The organism is Bacteroides sp. L10-4, assembly GCF_013373675.1.
Taxonomy (GTDB): domain Bacteria; phylum Bacteroidota; class Bacteroidia; order Bacteroidales; family Bacteroidaceae; genus Bacteroides; species Bacteroides muris.
The window spans coordinates 70389-87172 of sequence record NZ_JABXJH010000001.1; the positions used below are offsets into that span (position 1 = coordinate 70389).

A 16784-nucleotide genomic window follows, 5' to 3' on the forward strand; every position below is an offset into this window, starting at 1 on the left:
ATAAACTTTAAGATTAAACATTAAATTATTTGTCATTATCACACTATATCATGCTGTGAAAACCGCGACAAATATAAAAGTCTGTCCACCAACAGCACTCCAATCATAATTCTGTTTGGTCGAATTATAGTCTACAGAGCTATTTGAAACATAATTCTACCCTGAAAAACAGCACAACATATGCCTCGGGCACTAAACAGTACGGGGATGTTCCAAGTAACGGAATCCGACGGACAACAAGCGCGTTGACAATTCTCATTCAGTAAAACGTTCCAGATATTCGGTAGGCAACATGCCGAATTCTTTCTTAAAGCAGGAACTGAAATATTTAGGATCATTGAAGCCCACTGCATATGCCAAGTCTGAGATACGAACGACTCTGCCCTTCTCTTCCATAATGCGACAAGCAGCCTTCAAGCGGATATTGTTGATGAAAGCGGAAGTATTAAGCCCGGTAAGCGATTTAAGCTTCCTATATAAAGTAGACTTGCTGGTACCCATTTCATCCACAAACTGAAGCTGACCAAAATCGCAATCTTCCAGATGGCGGTTTACGCAATCAATGGCGCGCTGCATGAACTCCTCGTCCAGACTGGTATAGTTAAGGTCTTTTACCTCAAACGCCAACTGATTCTTGAAATCATGCGCCGCACGCTCCTTCGATTTCAGCAGATTACGGATGCGTGCATGCAGCACGGTCAGATTGAAAGGCTTGCTGATGAAGGCATCAGCCCCCACCTCGTAGGCTTCGGCGCGGTCTTCTTCCTTGTTTTTGGCCGTGAGCAACAGCACCGGTATGTGGCTGATTTCAAGTTTGTTCTTTACATACTTGCAAAGCTCTATGCCGTCCATCACAGGCATCATGACATCGGTCACAATCAAGTCTACCTCTTCATTGTCGGCTATGGTAACGGCTTCCCGCCCATTTTCAGCAGTAATCACGTTGTAGTCGCGGCGAAGCAGGCGCACCATGAGCCGGAGCAACTCTTCATTATCCTCCACCACCAGAAGAGTGTGCTGCTTGGATTTTCCCGAAGCAGCGTCGGCATCTGCCTCCGCAGTAGCACCTTCCTCGTAGGTAATCATCTTTTGTACGGGAAGTACCGCCTCTTCGTCTATCTGTTCTTCTTTGAAATAGGAGCGGTCTATGGGCAACGTCACAATAAATTCGGAACCTCTGTTTTCTTCACTCTCCACACAGATGGTTCCACCGTGCAAATCGACCAAATCTTTTGTCAAAGAGAGACCGATTCCCGTCCCGATGGTGTTATGTTTGCGGTAATCCCCTTCATAGAATCGTCTGAACAAAGTTTTCTGTTTTTCCTTAGAAATACCGCATCCATCGTCTTTCACCCGCAACCGGACGAAGTCCTTGTCATCGGCATACGACAAGGTCACTTGTATATAGCCCCCTTCTTTATTGTACTTCGAGGCGTTGGAGAGCAGGTTGTACAGAATTTTGTCGAGCTTGTCCGTATCAAAGTAACCGGATATGGATTCCGGGTCGCAAAGCAGGGAGAAGTGTATCTTGCGCTTCTTGATAAGCGGTTTGAAGGATTCTGTCTCGTTCTTCACAAAAGCCGCCACATCGCCGGGCGATACACGCAGTTTCAAATTTCCTGTTTCGGCTTTGCGAAATTCCAGTATCTGCTGCAGCAAGCGAATCAACCGGCGGATGTTGTTCGTCATCACCGTATAAAGTTCCTCTTGTCCCGGAACCTGCATTTTCAGCTCATCTACCGTGGCCGAAATGATGGTAAGCGGAGTGAGCAATTCGTGGGTGATATTGGTAAAGAACTGAAGTTTGGCATGATTCAGTTCATCGGATTTCGACTTTTCGAGCTGGCGCAACTGCAATTCGTTGCGCAGCATCATGCGGTTGTGGGCTGCCTGATAGATGAAGTAGGCAGTCACGCTTGCCAACAGCACGTAAATGACATAAGCCCACCACGTAGCCCAGAATGGCGGCAGCACCTCCACGCTCAGTTCCCGAATCTCGCCACTCCATACCCCGTTTTCACTGGTGGCTTTCAGGCGGAACCGGTAAGTGCCGCTTTTCAGATTATTATAATAGGCAAAGCGGCGACTCGCATCCACGTATTGCCAGTCATCGTCAAATCCTACAAGCTGATAGGCATATCGGTTCAGATTCGGGTTCTTATAGGTGAGCGAAGCAAACTCGATACTGAAATTATTGTATTCGTATGGCAATCTTATCTTCTCAGCAAACACGGGCAACGCAGAAGAAATGCACTTCCTTACATCAGGCTCCAAGGCAGCAAGCGAACGGTTGAATATTTTTATATCCGTAATAAGGTAGTGCACTCCCTCACCCGAATTTTTCAAGTTGGCGGGGGAAAAGCTGTTGCATCCCTTATTCGTACCGAAAAACAATTCACCGTCTCGACAGCAAGCAGAGTGCGGCAGAAAGAAGTTGTCCAGCAATCCATCTGCCGTAGTATAAACACGCACTGCATACAAATCCTCATCAGCGGGAACATATAATTGCACCAATCCGGTGTTTGTCCCCATCCACAAGTTGCCTTGTCCGTCCTCCTCGATAGAGGCAATCAGGTCGCCGGATATATTGTACCGGCGATTCTTTTCGGCAAACAGCTTTTGTTTACGGTCATACAGATACAAGCCTCCTCCCTCGGATCCTGCCCACAGCCGTCCACTCTTGTCTACGTGCAAGCACAACACCGAGTTGACGGCCAAGCGTTTATTGTCGAAACTATAGTTGCTGAACTTCAGCGTTTCGGGTTGCTCCACATTGCCGGTAATGTGAATGATGCCACAGTTGGCAGTAGCTATCCAGATGCTGCCATCCGTATCTTCCACAATGTCCTTTATATGATACCAACCGACCGAACCGCCATTTTCAAAAGGCATTACTCCAAACTTATAATATCCGCCATCTGCAAGGCTCACGCCCATACCTCCACGGCATCCCACCCAGCAGTTCTTGCGGCTGTCTTCGTACAAAGCCGATACACAGAAAGAGAACAGGTATTCGGCATTGTCCTCGGTCAGTACTTTCACTTTTTCTCCTTTCTTATAGATAAGAAGTCCCCCATCATACGTGCCGAACCAAAGTTCTCCATTCGCACGCTGGATGACGGTGTTGACAGTAGGTACACTCTCCACTTCGGAGAATTCCGGAATACAGGTATAGAAGGTCAGTTTACCGGTTTCATAATCCTTGCGGGCCAGCCCATAGCTTCCCGTACCCAGCCACAGGTTCTTCTCCGCATCGGCAAAAACGGCACGGACTGCTGACGTAGGAACACCCTCTCTAACCAAATCCAACAGATGGCTGTCAAACGGAGGAGTTTTCGTATCTACCATCAATATTCCCCCTCCGATGGATCCTAACCAGATATTATTGGAACGGTCGCGCAGCAATGAGTTTATTTCGTCGCAAGGCAGATGAAAGGATGAATTTCCGGGCTTATAATTAATGAAGCGCCCCGGCTTACTCCGTTCCATAATACTAAGACCGGAACGGGTGCCAATCCATAACGTACGGGTATGCACATCTTCCACGATGTCATACACGATATTGTCCGAAAGGCTTGTCTCATCTCCTGCCTTATAGCTATATTTCGTATAGGCAAGCTTTCTGAAGTCTTTGGGATTATTCAGCCGAAAGAGTCCGCAGTCCCATCCACCTACCCAAATATCCTTCTTTGAATCTTGGTAAATAACATGAGCGGAGTTCCGTTCATTCAGCGCAGGATAAGCATAAAACCGGTTCTCCTCCGTGGAATAGCGAAAAAGCCCGTTCGACCAGGTTCCAATCCACAAGTCACCGTCCACATCCTCCATCAATGACTTGACGGACATTCTTTTGAGCACCCCACCCGTCAGTCGTTCATCATACAATATCAAGGAATCTTTATCCGAATCATAAAGGCACAATCCGCTATCCGTGCCCACCCACACTTCATTCTGTTTCGTAACCAGCAAGCAAGACACCAAGTTATTGGGAATGGAGGAGGCGACATATTGGCGTATCTCTCCCGTCTTCTTGTTGAGCTTGTTCAGTCCCTCCGGCGTTCCGGCCCACAAATTGCCTTCGTAATCATCGGCAAGACAATAAATATTATTATTGGTCAACAGTCCGGGTGCATACAGATTCGACTTATAGACAGTGACCTGGTAGCCGTCGTATTTGCAAAGCCCGTAACGGGTAGCCAGCCAGATAAATCCTTCCCTATCCTGATATATCTTCTGGACTTCATCGGTGGGCAGTCCGTCGAGTGTGGTCACTTGCTTGAACTTCAAGTCCAAGATTGCTTCCATGCCGGCAGCCGGCAATGCGCAAGGAAGCAACGCAAAGATAACAAGCAACAGATTTTTACTACGAAGCAAGAAAGATTTATATTGTTTTTTCATAATTATAAGATTTGTCTTTGTTGCAAAAATAGTCAGATTCTTTTAAAGCCACTGCCATGCAAAGGAAGAAATATAGTTCATTCTACTCCGCAAATAGTTCTGCACGCTATTCCAACGTCCGGAATTATTCAAATTCCCCCCCCCTTTGCATCCAAATTCCCTTGGGAAACCGGCAGAAGTTTTTAACTTTGTCAAGAAACCAAACATAACAAGAAAATGAAAACCACCCGAAGAGATTTTCTCAAGAAGAGTCTGGCAGGGACCTTGCTTTTAGGAACAGCCGCCATTGCCTCGGAAACGACAGCTGCCAAAGCCAAGCGTCCCCAAAGCAGACGAGTTGTCCTGATAAGCCCGGACGGGCGAAGCTCCGGACTGCCTGTTCAAATAAAACTTATAACTTGTTTATTCGCAATGAAAGCAATATCTTAGCACCTCATTACAAAAATAACGCTTATGCAAGACATAATAAACGGACGCTGCGGCTGGTGTGGAACCGACGAGCTGTATGTGAAATACCACGATGAAGAGTGGGGGAAACCGGTGACAGACGACAAGACGTTATTCGAATTTCTTGTACTGGAAAGTGCCCAGGCGGGACTGAGCTGGATAACCATCCTCAAAAAGCGGGAAGGCTACCGCAAAGCCTTTTGCAATTTCGATGCCGGGCAAGTGGCACAAATGACCGACGAAGACGTGGAACGACTGATGCAGTCTGACGGCATCGTGAGAAACCGCCTGAAAATCAAGTCGACCATTACCAATGCCCGGTTGTTTCTTGCCATACAGAAGGAATTCGGCAGCTTTTATAACTACACGTTATCCTTCTTTCCCGGCCGAAACCCCATTATCAACCATTTTCAGTCGTTGAGTGAGATTCCGGCATCGTCTCCCGAGTCCGACGCCATGAGCAAAGACATGAAAAAACGGGGATTCAAGTTCTTCGGCTCTACCATCTGCTATGCCCATCTACAAGCCTCGGGCTTTATCAACGACCATCTGACAGATTGCATTTGCCGGAAAAAATAAGCCGTATCCATGATATAAACAAAGAAACAGACAGAAACAAGCAAAGCTTCAATGCAAAGCGGTCGCCTTTCCGATGGGGAGGGCGACCGCTTCCGTATTATACAGTCTGTTTCTCAGTCTGCAATTTTATTCCATTCCGATGCTGTGGCATACGGGAGAAAGGATGAATGTAAACTCATAATCAGCGTATGGCACCAGGTATTCCGGACGTGCAATACGCCCCCAGCTGTCCTCACAACCCAGACCAGCTTGTATCTTGTCGATACAGAGATTAGTCAAATCAGCCTCTTCCACCTCTTGCGAGTGTCCCTGCCGCTTGTCCAAACCCTCGTCCAAAGACTCGATGGTATAGTGCAAGGCAGATGCGGAGAAGGGAGCGGCTGCCACAATCTTGATACCATTGCCGGACCGATCCAGCATCTTCCACCAGCGGATATCAGTCTTTGTTCCGTTTTCCTGCGGACGAATATAAGGATAGAACTGCTCTGCCACGCTCTGGCGATAGATGCCTAAATCAGCGCAGTGGTTACGGTCGCTATAGTTCTCAACCGGGCCGCGTCCGTAGTATTCGACTGTTTCGAAACTGCGGGGCATGGGCATCTGCAAACCGAAACGGAACATGTTCGATACTTTGGCGTTCTTATCAGCTGTCAGCTTCTGGGTAACCTTGATGGCACCGGCGTTGTTGATGACATACGTCAGAGCCAGCTTGGCGGAAACACCCGGCATGTCGTAAGCCGATTCCACGATGACTTGATTGTTCTCCGTACGCTGTTTGAAAGAGGTCAGCTTGATTTCCGGATTCTTCCAAGCGATGTACTTGCGTTGCAAGCCCGCACCGAAATCATTGTCGGTCGGGGCACGCCAGAAGTTGGGTGTCAGGGCCTCACCGTCCTTAATCATATCCTGTCCGTTCACTTCGTACTTGGTCAGATAACCGTTGTGCTTGTTGAATTCTACACGGAAAGCATCACCGGAGACGATGAGGTAGTTCCAATCGTTATCCTGCACCTGGGGAGCCGGCACTTCGATATTGCTCTGTTCGCAGTTCTTCAGTTCCATGGAAGGAGCCTTGTAAGGATTCAAAACAAGCTGGTCTTTTGCCACTACATGTCCGGCGGACAGCAGTCCTTCGCGGTTCTTCAGCTTATAAGAAACGTTCAGCAACCATTCGGTGCATTGGCAGGTCTTGCCCAAGTCCAGCTTAATCTTAGCAGTCTGTTGAGGAGCCACATTCAGATTATCTACACGGCCGGTACATATCACCTTACCGCCTTTCAGTACCTCCCACTCCATGTAATAGGCGGAAAGGTCGCGGAAGAAGTATTCATTGAACACATTGATTTCACCGTTCTTCAAGTCGGCCGGAGTAGTCCAGATGTTCTGATAGATATGCCCTACTTCATACATGTGAGGATTGGGAACACGGTCAGGGCTAATCAAACCATTATCACAGAAGTTACCGTCGCTGGCATCAAAACGGTTAAAGTCACCACCATAGGCATAAATCATCTTGCCGTTCTTTCCTGTCCAACGTACAGACTGATCGACAAAATCCCAGATGAAGCCACCTTGGTATTTGGGATACTTGCGAACCAAATCCCAATATTCTTTAAAACCTCCTTCCGAGTTTCCCATGGCATGAGCATATTCACACTGAATCAAGGGTTTTGTCATGGAATCATCCTCACAGTATTTCTTACATCTGTCATAGCCATAGTACATCGGGCAATAGATATCTGTCTTACCTGTTTTACCGGCTTGTTCATATTGTACGGCACGGCTCGGGTCTTCTGCCTTTATCCAATCGTAGGCGGCCTCGAAGTTAGGACCATAGCCGGCTTCGTTGCCAAGCGACCAGAAGATGATGCTGGGATGATTGAAACCGCGCTGCACATTGCGCTGGTTGCGTTCCATATGTGCTTTCTTATAGTCCGTACGCTTGGCAAGTGTCTTCTCGCCGTAGCCCATTCCGTGAGACTCGACATTCGCTTCTGCCACTACGTAGATACCGTACTGGTCGCAAAGGTCATACCAAAGATTGTCGTCGGGATAATGGCAGGTGCGCACGGCGTTCAAGTTGAATTGCTTCATCACCTGAATGTCCTGCAACATGCGTTCGCGGGAGATGACGTAACCACCGTCGGGGTCCAGTTCATGACGGTCGGCACCCTTGAAGAGAACGGGCTGGCCGTTGACAAGAATCTGGCTTCCTTTCAGTTCTATCTTGCGGAAGCCTACCTTTACAGGAATCACTTCGCTGCTACCTTGCAGGGTGCTACGCAACGTATATAAATAAGGTGTCTCAGCCGTCCACTTATGCGGGTTCTCCACATTCAGCGTTGCAATGCCGCTGCCTTTGGCTGTAGCTGTAGCCACCTGCTTACCGGCAGCATCCAGCAGTTCGAGGCTGACGTTGCCGCCGCCCTTCACATCGAGCTGCACTTTCAGGGAGCCGTTGCGGTAGTCGGCATCCAAATCGGGAGTGACACGGATGTCCTGAATGCGCTTCTTGTCGCGGGCATAGAGATAGCAATCACGACCTACACCGCTGTAGCGGAAGAAGTCCTGGTCTTCGAGGTAGGTACCGTCGCACCAGCGGAATACCTGAAAAGCTATCAGATTCTTCTGTCCGGGCTTCAGGTAAGGAGTCAAGTCGAATTCGGCTTCGAGCTTGCTGTCTTCACTATAACCCACATAGCGTCCGTTCACCCACAGATACATATTGGAGGTGACAGAGCCGAAATGGGCGATGATGTCCTTGTTCTTCCAGTCGGCGGGCACGGTAATCTCGCGACGGTAAGAACCTACATGATTGTTCTCGACGGGCACCTGCGGCGGGTTATTCTGGAACTGATTGCGCCAGGCGTAGCCGACATTCACATAGATAGGGTCGCCGAAACCGTTCAGTTCCCACACACCGGGGACGGGGATGTCGTTCCAGCCTTTGTCATTATAACCCACACGCCAGAAGTCGGTAGGGCGGGCATCCGCATCCTTCACCCAGAAAAACTTCCAGGTACCGTTCAGCGTCATGAAACGGGACGATTGTTCTTTCACCCCCCGGGTGGCAGCATCGGCCGACTCGTAGGCGAAGTAATTGGTGTGCATGGGGGCACGGTTCACAGCATTGACCTCAGGGTCGATCCATTCTTTGAAAGACTGTGCGCTGGCAGACAAGGCCAAGGCTGCAAACAGTCCGGTAATGAGATGTTTCTTCATGATGGTTAGTTTTAAAATAGTAATAACAGCATAGGGAATGTTCCGAATGCTGCTACAAAGATAAGACGAATCGGGCTACTTCAAGAAGAGAATCGGCCCAAAAAGGATGAATATTTGCTCACGGAAGCAATTTTCCACGACTCACGCCTCTGAAGGGGGGAGGGAAAACGGACTGTATACTATCTTCCCCCCACCTTTCGAAAGGAGTGTCAATGCAGACGATAGACGCTGAATGAACGGGGCTGCAACTCCAGGTCGAGAGAATGCTCGCCGACCTGCACGGGGCGGATACGGGGAACGAGGGCTTCTTGTTCCAAAGTATTCACCGTACGCCAGTCGCAGTTCTGCAGATAAGTGCACGAACCGCCAATGAGCCGCCGCTTCTTCAATCCGTCGAAGTCGACCTGTACTTTTGCCTGCCGGCTGCCCGCATTGACCAGTTTCAGGATAATTTCTCCCGTAGGAGCGTCCAGCACCGCCGAAGCATAAAGGCTGTCCTGACCCGTCACGGGTTTTCCGTCCATCTGCAGGCTCAGCACATCTGTTCCGGCATTCATGCCGTACATCTGCTGCACGTAATAGTTGGGTGTCCGCATCATGCGGAGATTGTCAAACCAAATCAAATCGGGATTCCATTGCCAGGCATCCACATGGGCGAAGAGCGGAGCGTAGGTGGCAAGGCGCACCACATCGGCATTGCGTTCCAGTCCCGTCATGAAAGCAGCTTCGGACAGCGCTGCCAGAAAGTTATTCGCCTTCCCGGTGGAGTGGTCGTGCGACGCATATTCACCGGCAAAAACTTTCGGTCCCTTACGGTCGTAACTGTCATAGCGGGCGGCATTGGCAAAGAACCAGTCGGGAGCCATATAATAATGCTCGTCCACCAAGTCCACTCCGATACGTTTCATTTCGGGCCAGAGATAATCGAACTTGTCACCATCGGCACTCGGGCCGGAAGAACCTACAATCTGAATATCGGGATGTTTTGCGCGGATGGCTTTGGTGAACACTTCCAGACGTTCGGTATATACCTTGTCCCACTGTTCATTGCCAATGCCAATCATTTTCATGCCGAACGGTTCAGGGTGTCCCATATCGGCACGGACCTTTCCCCACTTGGAGGTCACAGGACCGTTGGCAAACTCGATGAGGTCAAGGGCATCCTGCACGTAGGGGTCGAGCTCGTCGAGAGGCACTACCTCGTTACTCTCGTACTGGCAGGACAGTCCGCAGCTCAGTACCGGCAGCGGTTCGGCTCCGAGGTCTTCACTCAGCAGGAAGTATTCGTAGTAGCCCAGACCCAGGCTCTGGAAATAGTCGGGAAAGGCCTTGTGCTTGAAGGTGTAGTTCCAACGGTTCTCGTTCAGCGGACGGTTCTCTACCGGGCCTACGGAATTCTTCCACTGATAGCGGGTGGCAAGGCTGTTACCCTCGATGATGCAGCCGCCGGGGAAGCGGAAGACGCCGGGATTGAGGTCGTAGAGCGCTTGGACGAGGTCGGCACGCAGACCGTTCTCGCGCTTCTTCCAGGTGTTGACGGGAAAGAGCGAGATATGATCCATGTCCACCGTACCCTCCGACAACAATACCACACGCAGACGCGAATGGGCATCGGTAAAGGGCGATTGGAGGACAACCGTCTGTTTTTGCCAGCTGTTGCCGCTGATTTCGATTTCTTTTTTCAGAAGATTCTCGCCATTGGAGTTCACCAACTCGACGGACAACTTCATGGGACGGGCATCGGGAGTGCGGGTGTAGGCTGTGAAGCGGTATTCCTCGCCTTGCTTGAGACCGATGCCGCGAAAGCCTTCGTTGTCGAGTCCGGCACGCAGCAGACGGCCGTCGTTGACGATGCGCGCGTAGTGGGGATTGCGGTCGAAGCAGGGCTCGGCGTCCTGCACCGTGACGTTGCCGAAAGGCATCCATCCGACAAAGGGTTGCGGGAACTCGAAAGAGCGGTTCTTCACCAGTTCGGCGTAGAGTCCGCCGTCGGCACCGAAGTTGATGTCTTCGAAGAAGATGCCGTACATTGTAGGCTGTATCTTAGCTGTCGGGCGAGATACATCTACGGTCATCACATGTTGTGCCTGCGCACCTATGGCGCAAGACAACAGAAAGGTTGTAATCAGTTGCTTCATATAAATGTCAAATATTATAGTAATATAGAAACAGTTTGCAAAAATAATAAAATCTTTAGATGCGGATACATCGGCCATGCCGGAATACATGTAACCGGTGCGTACGGCATGTCCTACTGCCTCTTCCTGTTCCAGCACGGGTTTGTGCGACTGCAAATAGCTGTCCTTGCATGCTGTAGTGCCGCGCACGTCGAGGAAGAACTTGGCCTGGTCGAGATATTTCTTATCTCCCGTCGCGGCATAAAGACGCACCAACGCTCCGGCCCCGACCCGTTGTGCGGATGTTTCGGGTTCATCGTGCGAGCCGTATAGAGGTATCCGTATCATTTACATTTAGTTCGACCGTCACAATCAGCCGTATTCTGAATGCCATTCAGTCGTATAGTGAATAGGGTTCAGTCGTATAGTGAATGCCATTCAGTATACGACTGAATTAGGCCAATTACATCTCCTCTGATAATCAAACATTTACAAAAGTAGCAATCAGTTATGATATATCTTTACAAAACAAGGGGTGCTCCATGCCTTCTTTATTTCACGATTACCGCCCCTCCCTGCGGCCAGACCGTGAGTTGCAGAGAGCCATCAGCCTTTATCTTCTGTAGCTTCAATTGAGGCTGCATCTTCCTGTCATCACTATACAGAGACACCTCTTGTCCTGCCAGCATAGGAAGGTCAAGCTCCAGTTTCAGAGGTTCCGCCGTTGCATTGACAGCGGTTATGTACCACGTGTTGCCATGACGACGGGCAAGAACAATATATCTCCCCGGATAGCCGTCAATGAAACGGGTCTCGTCCCAAGTAGTGGGCACTTGTTTCATAAAGTCGAGGCAGATTTGCGGAACATCCGTCAGGTTATTGGGCGCCAAAGCAAAGTTCTGAATGGGATTTTGGAAAAGTACTGCCGTTGCCAACTGGAAGATGTCTGTAGTTCGACGAATAGTTCCGCCATCGTTGGCACGGTTCAGGCGCTTGTTCAGGAACACACCGCCAAACTCCATGCATCCCACAGCATTGCGGATGAAAGGATGCAGCGTGGCATTGAACGCCTCGTTATCACAGAAGTGCTGGTCGAAAACCAGATTCTCGGAAGCCAGCACCGCCTCGCTGCCTACGTAATTGGGATACATCCGTTCCCAGCCGCGGGGCAAGGTGCAGCCGTGGAAGATAACCATCAGACCGTGGTCGTCGGCATCGCTCAGAATCTCTTCGTACAGACGCAGGGTCTCCTGCTTGTCACCACCGAAAAAGTCTACCTTGATACCCTTCACGCCCCGGCTTTGCAACCAGCGCATCTCTTGCTTGCGGGCAATGGAGTTATCCATCCGGTTGACGGGACTCTGCTCTATATCGTTCCAGTAACCACTGGAGCTATACCACAAGAATACCTCCACACCCTTGCTGCGGGCATACTTGATAAACTGTTCCATGCGGTCGCGACCGATGTTGTTGTCCCACCAATTGTCAATCAATACATATTCGTATCCCATGGCGGCCGCCAAGTCAACATAGCGCACCTGGTCGTCGTAGTTGATGCTGCCGTCCTGCCAGAGAATCCAGCTCCAAGTGCCACGGCCCGGCTTGTAATCATGGGTGGTGGTATAGCGTCGTTCAGCTCGGCACCTGCCATGTAGCCGTTGCCCCAGTAAAGATAGGATTTGCCCGAAACAGGGTCGGTAAACACATCCACATCAATCTGTTGCCCGCCACCGACGGGTGAGGCAGTAACGACAGGGCGTCCCAAATCAATGAAAGGGCCGGCAGGAGAATCGCTCGTAGCCACTCCTATCTGCTTGCCGCCGCCATTCTTGGGGTTCCCACTGTAATAGAAGAAGTATTTATACTTGCCGTCCACTTTTTTCTCCTCAATGCAAGGCGCCCAAGCATTGCCATCCGCCCAGGGTACTTGCTCCGACTTCAGGTCCAGCATGACACCTTCATCCTGCCAGGTCTTCAAATCCGTAGAGGAGAATACGGTGAAGTACCAGCCTCCCCACCCCGGCTGTCCGTCCGTAGTAGAATAAATGTAATACTTTTGGGTCTGATGGGAATAAAGGATTTCCGGGTCGGCATGGAAACCCGGCAATACGGGATTGTTGGGCAATGCGCCCAGCTCTGCCGGCTTGCCCCACTCATCGGTAATGCGCAACAGCTCATGGCGGGTAATGGGGACAATAGTCCCATGACGGGGATGAAAGTTCATCTTCACCTCGCTGTCTATCACCTTAAAATTCTTCAAGTCAGTGGTTTCCGTAAACTGATAGCTTCCTTTCATATAGACGTCGTACATCAGGATATACTTATCCTGCCCTATCAGCTTGAAAGTACCCGCACCCTCTACGGCTTCCTTGGTCTGTTGCTTGTAATCGGGCTCTTCCGTCCATTCTCCGGAAGTCAAGGAACGGGTGGTGGCCACCTTTATACCATTTCCATGTCCTTCCGTCTTATAGAAAAGGTGGAAAACACCATCCTTATAGACAATGTCTCCATCGATGCACGATTTCCCATTCTCCGGCAGAAACAGTGGCTTGGGCTCTCCCTCCAAATCTGTAAACTCTGCATTGGCATAACCCAGAAGTCTTTCTTACCATTCACACTTTTGTGTTTTGGATAAACATATTTGCCGTCGCGATAGTATAGGCCTTCCTCCGCACCGTACATGATGCTGTTGGCATAAGTCCAGCATTCATGCAGTTTCTCCAGATATAACGGATTGCCGGTCAGGAAGAACACCTCCATGTTTCCCGTATGATAGGCGGCATTGTCCCAAAAAGAGCGCCCATGTTGCGGATGGGTCTCCTGCCAATAGTTGTTCACCCGATTGATAACCTCAATCACTTCTTCCGGTTTCGGCTGCTGAGCGGTGCATGAAGACAGTCCCCAGCAGAAAGCCGAACCCAATAAAAACAAGAATGTCGTTTTCATATACTAATACTGCTCTTTTATCTTATCACTTCCAATACATAGACCGGTTGCGGCGCAAACTTTACAACCAGCTCTACGCCATCCACTACGATGCGCGGACGGGCCATCGGAATCATCTTCGCGCCTCCACCTTTCAGGGAAAACGGAGTGGTACGCTCGAGAAATGAATCAGTCTTACTCATAATAAGCATGGTCTTTGGGGAACTCTTCACCACCCCACGCCTTTTTTGAAGTCCATGCCTGCGGAGCATCTGTCCAGAACGGATGATTGGCGGGCAAGCCCAGAGGCAAGAATGCCAGAGAGGCCATGTAGAGACTGCCGTTATTGGTATACCAGTCGGAGATATGAGGCTGGGAACCGTTGAATCCCAACGTCAGAAAACCTTTCCCGTTAAAGTTCCGGTTGTCACCGAACATACGGTTGATAACAGCCGTCATGGCAGCACGTACCTGTCCGTTCGACAATTCCTTGGGCAACCATCCACGCCATGCCAACAAAGCCAATGGTTGGAGGGTACCGGTGCGGTAGGTAATGGAACGCCCGAATACGGGGAAGGCCCCCTCGGGAGAGATGAAACGTTCCAGAATCATGCCGAAACGCTGCATGCGCTTCTGGGCACGCTGGAAATTGCAATCCGGCGCATTCCATATCTTATTTTTTCCACTGTTCGTAAAGACTTCCAGACACTCCACATACATGGGATGGAGTACGAAGCTGTTGTAATAGTCAAAGGCAAATCCCGGTCCGTCGCTATAAAAGCTGTCACCTACATACCACTCTTCCACCTTGCGCAGAGCGGAGACAATACGGTAAGCATCACTCTTGGCACCAGCCTTGCGCAGGAAACATTCTACCGTAGACGAGAACAGCAGCCAGTTGGTATAAGGAGGGTCTACACGGCGCAACCGGGTGAATTCTTCAATATAACGCCGTTTAGTCAAACTATCCAGAGGCACCCACAAAGCATCGTATCCCCGCAGAAAGCTTTCAGCAACATAAGCGGCATCTACCAGCGGCTGCCCTTCTTTCCGCCAAAGCAGGTAATCCCGGCTTTCCGGATCTACTGCCTGAGCATAACTTTTCAATGCCCACTCGCGAAGCTGCTTGCGCTGCTTGCCTTCGGCAGTGTCATCATCCGGCAAAGAGAGCCAAGGCGCCACCCCTGCCATCAGACGGCCGAAACATTCCATATAGGTCACCCGTTTGTCGCGTCCATCCCAAGTGGGGCTAAGTTCCACCTGCATATTTTCCTGGAGCTTCCCCTCACTCATATTACTCAGCACCGGAGCGGCCATTCGATACAACACCCCGGCCCAGAGTTCGCGGTCTGTCACTTCCTTCTCTTTTTTCTTCTTGGCAGCCATTTCCTGAGCGGGCAGCAATAAAACTGCCACCAGCAGCAGCCATAAGCAGTTACTTTTTCTCATGATATTATTTAAGTTTGGTTTTCAATACTGCAAAATTACCCCATTCCCGGTAATTTCGGGGGCACTATTGTTTCAAAAAGGGGTAAATATCGGTCATTAGTACCCCAAAAAGCTCAGAAATCACAAGAAAAAACCTAAGATTAAACCGTGCTACGACGGAAGTGAATAAAGTATTTGCCGCTATATTTGTTTCTTCATGAACTGCACCAGTACGAGGGCAATGCAATAAGCTATAATCTGTTCAAACCAAAAGTCAAGTCCTTCAAACATATTGCTCATTATTTTAATAGACACCTATTTCTTTTTCAGACAACAAAGAAAAGGAGTTTATTCGGAATAATGAATTTCCATACGACTCAAAAGATGTTCCATTTTTCCGGATTACAAACTGAGCCAGAAATATCCGCCAAGACTCTAATTATTCCTAATATTGCATTAAATGTCACGGAAATAAGAGTATTATTCTGACCAAAAAGACTACTTTTGCAACAAATATCCACAAGCATACCATGGCAGGCATCTACATTCATATACCTTTTTGCAAGACACGCTGCATCTATTGCGATTTCTATTCCACCACCCGCAGCGAATTAAAGCAGCAGTACATCCGTGCCTTGTGCACTGAACTGAAAACCCGCAAGGGTTATCTGAAGGGAGAACCGATAGAGACCATCTACTTTGGCGGCGGCACTCCCTCTCAGCTCGCTCACGAAGATTTCGAGCGGATATTCCGGACTATCAAAGAGGTGTATGGAACAGAACATGCCGAAGAAATTACCCTCGAGGCCAATCCCGACGACCTGACGGAAGAATATGTGTCCATGCTGCGCACCCTCCCCTTCAACCGCATAAGCATGGGGATACAGACATTCGACGACCCCACCCTGAAACTGCTGAACCGCCGGCACAATGCCGCGCAAGCCATCGCAGCCGTACACAGCCTCCGCCAGGCAGGTTTCCGGAACATCAGCGTCGACCTCATCTATGGACTACCGGATGAAACAGACCAACGGTGGGAACGCGACCTGCAACAAGCCGTCGGCCTTGATGTGGAGCATATCTCCGCCTATCACTTGACTTACGAAAAAGGTACCCGCATCTACGAGATGCTACAAAGCCACCGTATCAGCGAAGTGGACGAAGAGAGCAGCGTGCGCTTCTTCTCGGCGCTCATAGACACCCTAGGAGCCGCAGGATACGAGCATTATGAAATATCCAACTTCTGCAAGCCAGGCATGTACTCACGCCACAACACGGCTTACTGGAAAGGCATTCCGTATTTGGGCTGCGGCCCTTCAGCCCACTCCTTCAATGCGGAGGCAAGGGAATGGAACACAGCTTCTCTGGAAGGATACATAAAGTCCATTGAAGAGGGACAGCGTTCCTCCGAAACAGAAATCCTGGATAAAGTGACCCGTTACAATGAATATATCATGACTTCCCTGCGTACCATGTGGGGAGTCTCTCTGGCATATACGGAAGAAGCCTTCGGCACAGAATTGTGCCAATATTGCATGAAGATGGCAGCCCCCTACCTTCAAAGCCACAAACTGAAGATGCAGACAGACCGCCTGTGCCTGACCCGGGAAGGTATCTTTGTTTCGGACGGCATAATAAGCGACCTGATGTTCATTGAATAACAACAAA

General features: G+C 49.8%; 8 protein-coding genes and 3 pseudogenes. 3 read left to right on the plus strand and 8 right to left on the minus strand.

The annotated features are described in order from the left end of the window. Positions 1–255: 255 nt before the first annotated feature. Positions 256–4398 (minus strand): hybrid sensor histidine kinase/response regulator transcription factor, encoded by a 4143-nt coding sequence (locus tag HU824_RS00340; RefSeq protein WP_176467710.1) that lies wholly within the window; start codon positions 4396–4398, stop codon positions 256–258. Between the two features lie 216 nt (positions 4399–4614). Here HU824_RS00340 and HU824_RS00345 point away from each other — a divergent pair, with 216 nt between their 5' ends. Together HU824_RS00345 and HU824_RS00350 are read left to right on the plus strand one after the other, a co-directional pair. Next, positions 4615–4827 carry a twin-arginine translocation signal domain-containing protein gene (locus HU824_RS00345; protein WP_176467711.1) on the plus strand — a complete coding sequence of 71 codons (213 nt, stop codon included), beginning with the start codon at positions 4615–4617 and terminating at the stop codon, positions 4825–4827. 24 nt (positions 4828–4851) lie between these two features. Then, positions 4852–5424 (plus strand): DNA-3-methyladenine glycosylase I, encoded by a 573-nt coding sequence (locus tag HU824_RS00350; protein WP_136009032.1) that lies wholly within the window; start codon positions 4852–4854, stop codon positions 5422–5424. A 126-nt stretch (positions 5425–5550) separates the two neighbouring features. Here the strand turns inward: HU824_RS00350 and HU824_RS00355 are convergent, their stop codons facing one another. From HU824_RS00355 to HU824_RS00390, 7 genes and pseudogenes are all read right to left on the minus strand, one after another. After that, positions 5551–8646, minus strand: coding sequence for a glycoside hydrolase family 2 TIM barrel-domain containing protein (locus tag HU824_RS00355; protein WP_176467712.1), 3096 nt, complete (start codon positions 8644–8646; stop codon positions 5551–5553). A gap of 209 nt (positions 8647–8855) precedes the next feature. Then, a complete protein-coding gene (locus HU824_RS00360) occupies positions 8856–11111 on the minus strand; it encodes an alpha-L-arabinofuranosidase C-terminal domain-containing protein (RefSeq protein ID WP_255260426.1) in 2256 nt (751 codons plus the stop codon). 203 nt (positions 11112–11314) lie between these two features. Then, a pseudogene (locus HU824_RS00370) lies at positions 11315–12391 on the minus strand (glycoside hydrolase family 97 catalytic domain-containing protein); the annotation flags it as partial. Further along, positions 12391–13353: pseudogene (locus tag HU824_RS00375) on the minus strand (family 43 glycosylhydrolase); the annotation flags it as partial. The pseudogenes HU824_RS00370 and HU824_RS00375, both read right to left, overlap by 1 nt. 2 nt (positions 13354–13355) lie before the next feature. Then, positions 13356–13709, minus strand: a pseudogene (locus HU824_RS00380) (glycoside hydrolase family 88 protein); the annotation flags it as partial. Between the two features lie 17 nt (positions 13710–13726). Beyond that, the gene (locus HU824_RS00385; RefSeq protein WP_176467689.1) at positions 13727–13891 is read right to left on the minus strand and encodes a hypothetical protein; all 165 of its coding nucleotides are present in this window, start codon (positions 13889–13891) and stop codon (positions 13727–13729) included. Further along, positions 13884–15137, minus strand: a complete 1254-nt coding sequence (locus tag HU824_RS00390; protein WP_176467713.1) for a DUF2264 domain-containing protein — start codon at positions 15135–15137, stop codon at positions 13884–13886. The genes HU824_RS00385 and HU824_RS00390 overlap by 8 nt, the downstream gene beginning before the upstream one ends. A gap of 509 nt (positions 15138–15646) precedes the next feature. Between HU824_RS00390 and hemW the strand changes: the two genes are divergently transcribed. Continuing rightward, positions 15647–16777, plus strand: coding sequence for a radical SAM family heme chaperone HemW (gene hemW, locus HU824_RS00395; RefSeq protein WP_176467714.1), 1131 nt, complete (start codon positions 15647–15649; stop codon positions 16775–16777). Positions 16778–16784 lie beyond the last annotated feature (7 nt).

Coding starts and splice junctions, on each gene's coding strand:
- HU824_RS00355 (WP_176467712.1), bottom strand. CDS start 8,646: ATGAAGAAACATCTCATTACCGGACTGTTTGCAGCCTTGGCCTTGTCT.
- HU824_RS00385 (WP_176467689.1), bottom strand. CDS start 13,891: ATGAGTAAGACTGATTCATTTCTCGAGCGTACCACTCCGTTTTCCCTG.
- hemW (WP_176467714.1), top strand. CDS start 15,647: ATGGCAGGCATCTACATTCATATACCTTTTTGCAAGACACGCTGCATC.
- HU824_RS00390 (WP_176467713.1), bottom strand. CDS start 15,137: ATGAGAAAAAGTAACTGCTTATGGCTGCTGCTGGTGGCAGTTTTATTG.
- HU824_RS00350 (WP_136009032.1), top strand. CDS start 4,852: ATGCAAGACATAATAAACGGACGCTGCGGCTGGTGTGGAACCGACGAG.
- HU824_RS00360 (WP_255260426.1), bottom strand. CDS start 11,111: ATGATACGGATACCTCTATACGGCTCGCACGATGAACCCGAAACATCC.
- HU824_RS00340 (WP_176467710.1), bottom strand. CDS start 4,398: ATGAAAAAACAATATAAATCTTTCTTGCTTCGTAGTAAAAATCTGTTG.
- HU824_RS00345 (WP_176467711.1), top strand. CDS start 4,615: ATGAAAACCACCCGAAGAGATTTTCTCAAGAAGAGTCTGGCAGGGACC.